1 pseudogene is annotated in these 758 nt (G+C 73.9%); it reads left to right on the forward strand.

Going from position 1 to position 758, the window contains the following annotated elements:
- Positions 1-758, forward strand: a pseudogene (locus CFP71_RS43145) (helix-turn-helix domain-containing protein); the annotation flags it as partial.

The following is a 758-nucleotide window of genomic DNA, read 5'->3' on the forward strand; positions in this document are numbered from 1 at the left end:
CCGCGACGACGTCCGGCTCGATCTGGACATCGCGGCGGCCGCGTCGGACTTCCTCGCGGGAAACGGCTCGGCCGCGAAGATGCGACGGCTGGCCCGGCGTGCCGAGGGGATCGGCCGCACCCGTCAAGCCGGGCTCGCCTGGCTGTGGCTCGCGCGTTTCACCGAGGGCGGCACCCGCTCGCGGCTGGTGGCCGCCGCCGAAGCCGCTCTCGCCGACGACATCCCGCCGTATCGGGAACTGGCCGTCGCGCTCCGGGCGAACGTCCTGACCGGCCTGGGCGAACCGCACCACGCCATGCACCTGCTCCGGACCGCGCTCGACGCGAGCCTGGCCGATCATCCGCATCCGGTGCTTCTGCTGGCCCTGCACGCGTACCTCGCCGAAGGTCGGCTTCGCCTCGGCGAAACCACCCAGGCCGCGCACCACGCGGGCGAGGCACTGCGCCTCGCCCGAGGCGGCGAAGAGCTCCTGACCGAACTCGCCGAGAACCAACGCCGGCTGGCCGAGGCGTATCTCGCCGAAGGCCGGGTGACCGACGCCGTCGCCGCCGTCTCGGTGCTGCACGACCTGCTCCACGAACGCGCCCTGCGGCCGGTTCTCGCCCGGTGCCTCTTCGCGCGGGCGCTGGTCCGGCGCGCCGAAGACCTCGAAGGCGCTCTCGCGGACCTTCGCGCGTCCCGGACGGCCGCGTCCGATCACGCCGCGACCTTGGAACTCGCCGACGTCTGCCGCGAACTCGGTCGTCTCGACGACGCCG

Source organism: Amycolatopsis thailandensis, from assembly GCF_002234405.1.
In the GTDB taxonomy this organism is placed as follows: domain Bacteria; phylum Actinomycetota; class Actinomycetes; order Mycobacteriales; family Pseudonocardiaceae; genus Amycolatopsis; species Amycolatopsis thailandensis.